Here is a 6,399-nt window from a genome sequence, read left to right as displayed (position 1 = left end):
TCGGCCGAGAACGAGCACCGCGCCCGCTACCGCTCCACCTTCGACGTGCACCTGACCCAGCCCGGCACGTACAAGATCGCCAATGTCTCGTCGGGCTTCTTCGCCAGCTACACCCTGGACGGCGAGCGCCAGCGCTGGCGCGGCGCGGCCTCGGACTTCCCCGCCGCCCTGCCCGAGGGCGCCACCGAGATCGAGGGCACGGAGAACGCCAACCGCATCGAGACCTTCGCCACCCTCGGCGCCCCGACCCGGACGGTCTTCGAGCCCACCGGTGACGGCCTTGAGCTGGCGCCCGTCACCCATCCCAACGACCTGATCGTGGGCGAGCCCGGTGAATTCCGCCTGCTGAACGACGGCGTCCCGGCCGCCGGCGTGGAGGTCACTGTGGCCCGCGGCGGCTCGCGCTATCGCGACAACCCCGGCGACATGACGGTCACCACCGACGCCGACGGCCTGTTCCGCATCGAATGGACCGAGGCCGGTCTGTACTGGATCAACGCGTCGGTCCGCACCCCGGCGGGCGAGGGCCGCGCGCACGCCCGCAACGTGCAGTACACCGCCACCTTCGAAGTCCTGCCCTGAGGTGACGGCCAACCGCGTGCTGATCCCCGGGCTGGAGCGGATTCCGGCGCGGCCGTCCGGCGCGGTGCTGGTGCTGACCGGCGAAGCCCTGGGCACATCCTGGACCGTGCGTGCGGTCGGCGACCCCGCCGACGGCCCGCGCCTGACCGCCGCTGTCCGCGAGGAGATCGCCCGCGTGGATGAGCAGATGAGCCACTGGCGTCCCGACAGCGCCCTCTCGCGCTTCAACGCCGCCGACACGGGCGAGGCCCACGCCCTGCCCCACACCTTCGCCGGGGTGCTGGCCTACGCCCTGTCGCTGGCGCAGGAGACGGACGGCGCCTTTGATCCGACACTGGGCGCGCTGGTGGACCTGTGGGGCTTCGGCCCGCCGGGACCGCGCGCGGATATCCCTGCCGACGCGAAGATCGAAACCGCCCGCGCCGGCGGCGGCTGGCGGCGTCTCGAGCACGGCCCCGACGGCCGCTGGGTCCAGCCCGGCGGGCTGCGGCTGGACCTGTCCGGCGTGGCCAAGGGGTTCGCCGTGGACGCCGTCTCCGAGCGCCTGACCGCCGAGGACGCATCCCATCATCTGGTGGAGATCGGCGGCGAACTGCGCGGCCACGGGATCAAGCCCGACGGTCGACCGTGGTGGGTCGAGCTGGAGCAGCCGCCGGGTCTGGACGCCCCCCGTATGCTGGCCGCCCTGCACGGGCTTTCGGTGGCCACCTCCGGCGATCAGGTGCGGGTGTTCGAGCACGACGGCCGCGCCTTCTCCCACACCCTGGACGGCCGCACCGGACGCCCGGTCGACAACGGCGTGGCCTCGGTCACAGTGCTGCACGCCTCAGCCATGCAGGCCGACGCCCTGGCCAGCGCCCTCACCGTCATGGGGCCCGCCGTGGGCATGGCCTATGCCGAACGCGAGAGCCTCGCCGTGCGCATGATCCTGCGCGGACCGGACGGCCTGGAGGAGCATTTCAGCCCCGCCTTCGCCGCCATGCTGGATGACGACGCATGACCGCCGATCCCATCCGTTGGGCGTGGGCGGCCGCAGCGGTCGTTCTGTGGCTGGCCCTGATCGGGCTGATCGCCCTGCGCCGCGCGCGCAGGACCGTGGACACAGCCCCGACCGCCCCCGACGCCACCCTCGTGGTCTTCGCCAGCCAGACCGGGTTCGCCGAGGAGCTGGTCCGCATGACCGCCGCCGCGCTCAACGCAGGCGGCGTCCCGACCGCCCTGATCAGTCTGGGCGAACTGACCATCGAGCGCCTCGCCGCCGCCCCCCGCGCCCTGTTCCTGGTCTCCACCACCGGCGAGGGCGACGCTCCGGATTCCGCCGTCGCCTTCCTGCGCCGGATGAACCGGCTCGATCTTTCCGGCCTGTCCTTCGGCGTCCTCGCCCTGGGCGACCGCAGCTACAGCCACTTCTGCGCCTTCGGCCGGGCCCTGGACGACTGGCTGAGGACCAACGGCGCCCGCCCCCTCTTCGACCGGGTCGAGGTGGACAACGGCGAGGCCGGCGCGATCCGCCACTGGCAGCATCAGCTGAGCCGGATCACCGGCCTGACCGACGCGCCGGACTGGGCCCCGCCCGCCTACACGCCGTGGCGCCTTATGGAGCGTGAGCGGCTGAACAGCCCGGACAGCCCCGGCGAGGGCCTGTGGCGCATCGCCCTGGAGCCCGTCGGCGAGATGCCGGACTGGCGCGCGGGCGACATCGCGGAGATCGGCGTGCCCTCCGCCCCCGGTCAGCCGCCCCACGCCCACCGCGAATACTCCGTCGCCTCCCTGCCCGCCGATGGTCGGCTGGAGCTGATCGTGCGGCTGATGCGCGGCCCGGACGGAACGCCGGGTCTGGCGTCCGGCTGGCTGACCGACACCTGCGCCATCGGCGCGCCGGTTGACCTGCGCATCCGGTCCAACAGCGCCTTCCACGGTCCCGAGGGCGACCCGCCCATGATCCTGATCGGCGCGGGCAGCGGGCTGGCGGGCCTGCGCGCGCACCTCAGGGAACGGCAGGCGGCCGGGTGCGGCGCCAACTGGCTGATCCTGGGCGAGCGCCACCCCGACCACGACCGCATCCTGCACGGCGAACTGGAGGGCTGGTGCGACGACGGCGCGCTCGCGCGACTGGACTGCGTCTTCTCGCGCGGCGACGGCGGCCGGTACGTTCAGAATCATCTGCGCGATCACGCCGATCTGGTGCGCGACTGGATCGCCCGGGGCGCCGTCATCCACGTCTGCGGCGCCGTGGCCATGGGGGCCGGAGTCCACGAAGCGCTGGGCCAAATTCTGGGCGTGGAGACCCTGGATGATCTGACCGCCCGGGGCCGCTATCGGCGCGACGTCTATTAAGTCGGAAAGCTCGCGGACTGACGCTGCGCGAGCCGCTTTTTGGTTGGCCCGGAAGACTTTGCCGTGTTCAAATACTGTTACACTCCCCGAACCATTCAAAGGTGTTCCATGTCCCGCGAAGCCGTCATCGTCTCCACCGCCCGCACCCCCATCGGCCGGGCCTATCGCGGCGCCTTCAACGACACCCAGCCGCAGCAGCTGGGCGCCCACGCGGTGCGCCATGCGGTCGAGCGCGCGGGCGTCGATCCGGCCGAAATCCAGGACGTGATCATGGGCGCGGCCCTGCAGCAGGGCCCCACCTCGCCCAACATCGCCCGTCAGGTGGCGCTGGCCGCCGGCCTGCCCGCCAGCGTCGCCGGCATGAGCCTCGACCGCCAGTGCGCCTCGGGCCTCATGGCCCTCGCCACGGCGGCCAAGCAGGTCATGATCGACGGCCAGCAGGTGGCCGTGGGCGGCGGGCTGGAAAGCATCTCGCTGGTCCAGAACCAGCACATGAACCTCTACCGCATGAAGGACGAGGCGCTGCTGAAGCTGTCGCCCCACATCTACATGTCCATGCTGGAGACCGCCGAGGTGGTGGCCGAGCGCTACGGCATCTCCCGCGAGGCCCAGGACGAATACGCCCTGCAGTCGCAGCAGCGCACCGCCGCGGCCCAGGCGGCGGGCCATCTGGACGCCGAGGTGGTCCCCATGACCACCACCATGCAGGTGCAGGACAAGGCCACCGGCCAGGTGTCCGCCAAGGAAGTCACCCTGTCGAAGGACGAAGGCAACCGCCCCGAAACCACGCTGGAAGGTCTGTCCTCGCTCAAGCCCGTCTTCGGCGGCGGCGAGAAGATCGAACAGGGCCGCTTCATCACGGCGGGCAATGCGTCCCAGCTGTCGGACGGCGCCTCGGCCTCGGTGATCATGGAGGCGAAGGACGCTGAGCGGCGCGGCCTGACGCCGCTGGGCGCCTATCGCGGCATGGCCGTGGCGGGCTGCGAGCCCGACGAGATGGGCATCGGCCCCGTCTTCGCCGTGCCCAAACTGCTGAAGCAGCACGGCCTGACCGTGGACGACATCGGCATCTGGGAGCTGAACGAGGCCTTTGCCGTGCAGGTCCTGTACTGCCGCGACACGCTGGGCATTCCCAATGACCGGCTGAACGTGTCGGGCGGCGCCATCTCCATCGGCCACCCCTACGGCATGTCCGGCGCCCGCATGACCGGCCATGTGCTGATCGAGGGCAAGCGGCGCGGCGCAAAGTACGGCGTCGTCACCATGTGCGTCGGAGGCGGCATGGGAGCCGCCGGACTGTTCGAAATCTACTAGGAAGGCGGGGCGCTGGTCGGGTCAGACCCCGGCCAGCGCCTGATAGATCAGCGGCCGCAGGGCGTCGCGCGGGGGCGCGGCGCCGGCGGGCATGACCTGGGTCATCATCGTCACCGATAGCCCGAGGCCCGGCGTAGCCCAGAACCCGGTGCCCGCCGCCCCGCCCCAGGCGTATTCGCCGGTCGAGCCGGGACCGGAACCGTCGTCCAGCCGGGTCACCCCGCCCAGCGCCTGCCCCATCCGGCCGTCAAGCCGCCCGCCGTAGAACTGGCGCAGCCGCGGCTCGACATGGTCCTGCGGGCCCCAGGGCGTCATCATCAGGCGCGCGGAGTCCGCGCTCATCACCCGCGCCCCGTCCACGGCCCCGCCGTTCGCCAGCATGTCGGCGAACCGGCCGTAATCCGACAGGGTCGAGACCAGCGCCCCGCTGCCGGAATCCGCCAGCGGCCGGCGCAGAGGGGTCCGCTCAGCGCCGGACCGGACGCGGTTCAATCCCCCTTCGCCCGCCGTATAGAGCCCCGCCAGCCGGTCGGCCCTGTCCTCCGGCACGAAGAAGCCGGTGTCGGCCATGCCGAGCGGGTCGAAGATGCGGCGCTTGAGAAAATCCCCCAGCCGCTCGCCGCTGATCCGTTCGATCACCAGCCCGGCGATGTCCAGCCCATAGCCGTACAGCCAGTCCGCCCCCGGCTGATGCTCCAGCGGCAGCTGGCCCAGCCGCCGCGCGAACCCGGCCAGTCCGCCGATCTCCGGATCGTACATCCAGGCGGCGGCGGTCAGGCCCGCCTGGCGATACAGCGGCGCCACGCGCGCGTCGCCCCAGCTGTTGGCCAGGCCGCAGGTGTGGGTCAGCAGATGGCCCACGGTCATGACGCGGGCCGGAATGCGCGCGTCGCCCTCGCCCAGAACCTGAAGATCGGCGAACTCGGGCACGATCCCGGCCACCGGCGTGTCCAGTGTCAGCGCGCCGTCCTCGATCAGCAGAACCGCGCCCGCCGCCGCCACCGGCTTGGTCATGGAATAGATGCGATAGAGGGACTCCGGCCCGATGGTCTCGACGCCCGAGATGTGCGCCTCCGCCAGCACGCGCCCCCGCTGCGCCACCCGCAGGGAGGCGAACGGCAGTTCGCCCTGCTCCACGAAACCGCGCAGGCGGGCCACCACCGGATCCAGCGCGTCCGACGACCGGACCGGACCGGCGGCCAGCCCGGCGAAGGCGGCCCCGGAGATCATCAGCGTGCGACGGTCGATCATGGCGGCCTCCTGTTCCTGCCGGGCGTCAGGTCGTGGACGCGGCCACGACGCTCTGCACCTCACGCTCGGCCTGGGTGAAGCCGTAGTTGGGGATCAGGGCGTCGGTCTGGTCCGACACCGCGTCCCACGCCGCGATCAGGCGCTCGCCGGCATCGTCGCCGCCGCCGATGTAGCGGCCCTGGCTGAGCGTGATGGCGGCCGTGGCGAAGTGCCCGGCGCCGGCGCAGATCACCGTGCGCGTCGGCGCGTCGTCCACCACCAGCGGCAGCAGGGCCGGGCTGACCAGCGCCGGATCCAGCGCCTTCAGCGCCGCCTCGGGCAGGATGTCCGCCGTCATCTGGGTCGCCGCCGTGGGCGCCAGGCAGTTGACGCGGATGCCGTATTTCTCGCCCTCGATGGCCAAGGTCTGCATGAAGCCCACCAGCGCCATCTTGGCGGCGCCGTAGTTGGCCTGGCCGAAATTGCCGTACAGGCCCGACGACGAGGTGGTCATGACGATGCGGCCGAACTGCTGCTGGCGCATCTGCTCCCACACCGCCTTGGTGCAGATGGCCGCGCCCATCAGGTGCACGTCCACCACCAGACGGAAGTCGGCCATGTCCATCTTGGCGAAGCTCTTGTCGCGGAGGATCCCGGCGTTGTTGATCAGGATGTCGATGCGGCCCCAAGCCTCCACGGTCTGATTGACCATGGCGCTGACGGCCGCCTCGTCGGTGACCGAGGCGGCCACGGCCAGGGCTTCGCCGCCCGCCGCACGGATTTCCTCGGCCACGGCGTCCGCCGCGTCCTGGGACAGGTCATTGACCACGACCCTGGCGCCCTTGCGCGCCAGATACAGCGCATGTTCGCGGCCCAGTCCCCCGCCCGAACCCGTAATGATCGCCACACGCCCTTGAAGCGCCATGTCCAATTCTC

General features: G+C 71.6%; 6 protein-coding genes. 4 read left to right on the top strand and 2 right to left on the bottom strand.

Going from position 1 to position 6,399, the window contains the following annotated elements; genetic code table 11:
- The 4 genes from IWC96_RS05515 to IWC96_RS05500 all read left to right on the top strand — a co-directional run.
- On the top strand, positions 1-582 hold a 582-nt coding region (locus IWC96_RS05515), incomplete at its 5' end, for a DUF4198 domain-containing protein (protein ID WP_196838557.1).
- Between the two features lies 1 nt (position 583).
- Complete coding sequence (locus tag IWC96_RS05510; RefSeq protein ID WP_370541094.1) at positions 584-1,582, top strand: FAD:protein FMN transferase; 999 nt, start codon at positions 584-586, stop codon at positions 1,580-1,582.
- Entirely contained in the window at positions 1,579-2,919 is a 1,341-nt protein-coding gene (locus IWC96_RS05505; RefSeq protein WP_021696557.1) for a sulfite reductase subunit alpha, read from the top strand. The genes IWC96_RS05510 and IWC96_RS05505 overlap by 4 nt, the downstream gene beginning before the upstream one ends.
- Positions 2,920-3,027: 108 nt before the next feature.
- Positions 3,028-4,233 carry an acetyl-CoA C-acyltransferase gene (locus IWC96_RS05500; RefSeq protein ID WP_045318765.1) on the top strand — a complete coding sequence of 402 codons (1,206 nt, stop codon included), beginning with the start codon at positions 3,028-3,030 and terminating at the stop codon, positions 4,231-4,233.
- A gap of 21 nt (positions 4,234-4,254) precedes the next feature.
- Here the strand turns inward: IWC96_RS05500 and IWC96_RS05495 are convergent, their stop codons facing one another.
- The gene (locus tag IWC96_RS05495; RefSeq protein WP_196838556.1) at positions 4,255-5,484 is read right to left on the bottom strand and encodes a serine hydrolase; all 1,230 of its coding nucleotides are present in this window, start codon (positions 5,482-5,484) and stop codon (positions 4,255-4,257) included.
- Between the two features lie 25 nt (positions 5,485-5,509).
- Entirely contained in the window at positions 5,510-6,388 is an 879-nt protein-coding gene (locus IWC96_RS05490; RefSeq protein ID WP_021696560.1) for an SDR family NAD(P)-dependent oxidoreductase, read from the bottom strand.
- Positions 6,389-6,399 lie beyond the last annotated feature (11 nt).

Source organism: Brevundimonas sp. BAL450, assembly GCF_015767455.1.
GTDB lineage: Bacteria > Pseudomonadota > Alphaproteobacteria > Caulobacterales > Caulobacteraceae > Brevundimonas > Brevundimonas abyssalis.
Note: the sequence above shows the minus strand (reverse complement) of the source record. Positions and strands in the feature narration are given on the sequence as shown.